The sequence below is a fragment of the Aneurinibacillus sp. UBA3580 genome (assembly GCF_002375825.1).
Classification (GTDB): domain Bacteria; phylum Bacillota; class Bacilli; order Aneurinibacillales; family Aneurinibacillaceae; genus Aneurinibacillus; species Aneurinibacillus danicus.
Genome location: NZ_DFMZ01000108.1, coordinates 12,520 through 15,823 on the forward strand (window position 1 = coordinate 12,520; position 3,304 = coordinate 15,823).

Genomic DNA, 3,304 nt, shown 5'->3' on the forward strand with positions numbered 1-3,304 from the left:
TCGCGCCCGTTGATCGCTGACCCGCCCGCCGAATCCCCCTCCACGATAAAAAGCTCGTTGCGTTCTGCGTCCTTTTTGCTCGGGGGCGTATATTTATCGCTGATCGTACGTTTGCCTTTCTTTTTGCCTTTCTTGTTCGGGTTGCGGAGCGCTTCGGCCGCTTTCTTAATTTCTTCCTTAATGCGGCGCGATTCAATCGCCCGCTCGATAATCAGCCTGGCGATGTCCGGATTCTCTTCAAGGAAAAAGCTCATCTTCTCGCTGATAAATGCTTCCACCGCAGAGCGCGCTTCCTCGCTGCCGAGCTTTTCCTTAGTCTGACTTTCGAATTGCGGGTCATCCATTCGGATGCTGAGCACGGCCATCAGCCCTTCCCGGTAGTCATTGCCGGTCAGATTTTTGTCATTCTTCTTAAGCATGCTGTTACGGCGCGCATAGTCATTGCACACTTTCGTAAACGCGTTTCGGAAGCCGGATACATGCGTTCCCTCATCGATCGTCGGAATCGTATTGACATAGGACAGCAGATTTTCCGACGTGTTGTCATTGTACTGGAACGCCAGTTCAATTTCGATGTTCTCTTTTTCGCCTTCAAAATACACCGTATTATGCAGCGTGTTTTTTCCGTCATTCAAAAACTCGATGAACGATTTGATTCCCTCGGAGAAGTGGAATTCCTCTTTCTCCGGAGCGCCCGGACGCATGTCGCGCAGGTGAATCGTCACGCCTTTCAACAAAAACGCATTGTCGCGCAAACGTTCGCGCAGCACGCTGTATTGGACGTTCGTGTCGCCGAAAACACGCCTGTCAGGCATAAAAGTAACGCGGGTGCCTGTCTTGCGCGTTGTCCCGACAATTTCGAGGTCGGTCACCGGATGGCCGGCCTTGAATTGTCCGTCCGCCTCTTCCACATATTCAAATCGCTGGCGATAAATATTTCCGTCACGATAAATCTCTACCTCGAGCCATTCAGACAGCGCGTTCACTACGCTCGCTCCCACGCCATGCAAACCGCCCGATTTTTTATATCCGTCGCCGCCGCCGAATTTTCCGCCGGCATGCAGTACAGTGAAGACAACCGTTGGCGTCGGAATGCCTTCATCTTTGTTTATCCCTGTCGGAATGCCTCGTCCGTTATCTTCGACGCTAATGCTCCCGTCCGGGTGAATCGTAACTTTAATTGTATCGCAATACCCGGCCAATACCTCGTCTTTGGAGTTATCGATGATCTCCCAGATAAGATGGTGCAGGCCGCGGCTTCCGGTCGAGCCGATGTACATTCCCGGTCTGACACGTACTGCGGTCAGGCCTTTGAGAACGCGAATATCATCATCGCTATAAGCTGGTATGGTTGGTGATACGTTTTGACGACTCAAGTCCTTCCCCTCCTGTTTCTTTCATTCAATGTACTGGTTTTTATCGCGAAAAGCAATATAAGCCAGTTTACCTGCCGTCCTTTTCCTTTTTATTATACATCAAACAAGAATGTTTGTTCGCTTTTTCTGTGAAAATCATGAGAAAAGAAGGAAGGGGAAGAGGAAATAAGATCTAGGGAAGGAAAAGCAAGACAGTAAAAGGAGCGGGGTGTCCCGCTCCTTTTTCTGTGAAAATCATGAGGAAAGAAGGAGAAAAAGAGGAAAGGAGATCCAGAGAAGAAAAAGGCGTTCGCCTTTTTCCCCATTGAAATCCTCTCCTCCTTCTTTCCTCTCTTTTTCTTCGTACCACAAAAGTCAGCCGTCTTTCCCACGATTTTCATGTCGGGGTTGCGGCTGAAACGCCATGGTGGTTTTTGTTGGCTACTCTAACGTGCAGGAAGCGACGACTTCGCGTAGCCGGGCGGCTGCCTGACGCGGATCCGGTTGTCCGACGATCGCCGAAATGACTGCCACACCATTTGCTCCCTGCTTCATTACTTCCGGACAATTGTCCCCGGTAATTCCGCCGATAGCAACAATTGGAACATCAGAAAACTTACGGATTTCACCAATCAAAGCCGGTGTAACCGGATCGCCGGCGTCAGCTTTGCTGCTGGTGGCATAAATCGATCCGACCCCCAGATAATCCGCCCCCTGCGCGAGCGCGTTCCGTGCTTCCTCCGTAGAAGATGCCGACACTCCGATAAACATCCGCCCGTCTACCAGCTTGCGGACCTCGCTTGCCGGCAAGTCGTCCTGTCCGACATGGACGCCGTCCGCGTCCAGCAGAAGCGCTACATCCACGCGGTCATTGACTATAAACGGTACACCATGCTCCCGGCATAGTGCACGCATCTCCCGTCCGACTTCGAGCACCCGGGAAAGCGGCGCATGCTTCTCACGTAGCTGTACAGCATCCGCTCCTCCTGCAATCGCTAACCGCACCGTCTCCAGCGCGGTGCGGCCGCCCGCATCTTCAATCCCAATAACAAGGTAGACGCCAAGCTTCTCTTTCCAGGTCTGGTTGTTCATGTCTGTCACTCTTTCTGCAGTTATTTCCGTTCGATGCGAGCCATGCTCGCAACTTGATCTTCATCCACACTGTACAGCATATCCAGGAGGGCAATCTGGTACGAGCCCGGGGCGGACACCGTCTGCCGCGCTAACTCTGCCGCAACCCCGTACATCGCAAGCCCAGCCGCAGCCGCCAGCGCCCAATCTCGCTCTACAGCAGCGTAAGCGCCGAGAATGGAGGTCAACAGACAGCCTGTACCCGTGATGCGTGTCAGCATTTCATCCCCGTTATGAATCGCATACAGCGCGTTCGGACCTGCTACCCTGTCCACCTTTCCGGTAATGGCTACCACAGCATTCAGCTTATCTGCAGCTTTGCGGGTCAAAGCTTCGATATCGCCGCCGGATTTCCCTGCATCTACGCCTTTAATTTCCCAGGCTTCACCCATAATATTGGCCACTTCCGCCGCATTTCCCCGGATGATGGCCAGATCAAGCTCTTCTACGATACGACGAGCCATTTCTGTACGGAATGGCGTTGCGCCTGCGCCCACCGGATCGAATACAATTGGGACACCGTGCTCGTTGGCCGATTTTCCGGCAATCAGCATAGCTTCGATGGTTTCTTTCGTCAATGTCCCCATATTCAACACAAGCGCCCCGGCGATTTTGGCCATATCGGCCACCTCTTCCGGCGCATACGCCATCACCGGAGATGCGCCAAGCGCCAGCAAACCATTAGCTGTGAAGTTCGTCACCACTTCATTCGTAATGTTATGTACAAGCGGGCTTTTCTCACGCAATCGGGTAAGCAGTGCCCCAAGTTGTTGTTCCAGCATATTGCTATGTCCTCCTTTTTCTGTGAAAATCGTGAG

Annotated in this window: 3 protein-coding genes; all 3 read right to left on the minus strand. The window is 52.5% G+C overall.

Going from position 1 to position 3,304, the window contains the following annotated elements:
• Positions 1 to 1,376 (minus strand): ATP-binding protein (locus B2899_RS15050; RefSeq protein ID WP_286886866.1); only part of this gene is annotated, 1,376 nt, incomplete at its 3' end.
• A gap of 420 nt (positions 1,377 to 1,796) precedes the next feature.
• Complete coding sequence (gene thiE / locus B2899_RS15055) at positions 1,797 to 2,447, minus strand: thiamine phosphate synthase (RefSeq protein ID WP_146809598.1); 651 nt, start codon at positions 2,445 to 2,447, stop codon at positions 1,797 to 1,799.
• 20 nt (positions 2,448 to 2,467) lie between these two features.
• On the minus strand, positions 2,468 to 3,268 hold the full coding sequence (gene thiM, locus B2899_RS15060; protein ID WP_146809599.1) for a hydroxyethylthiazole kinase: 801 nt from the start codon (positions 3,266 to 3,268) through the stop codon (positions 2,468 to 2,470).
• Positions 3,269 to 3,304: the final 36 nt, after the last annotated feature.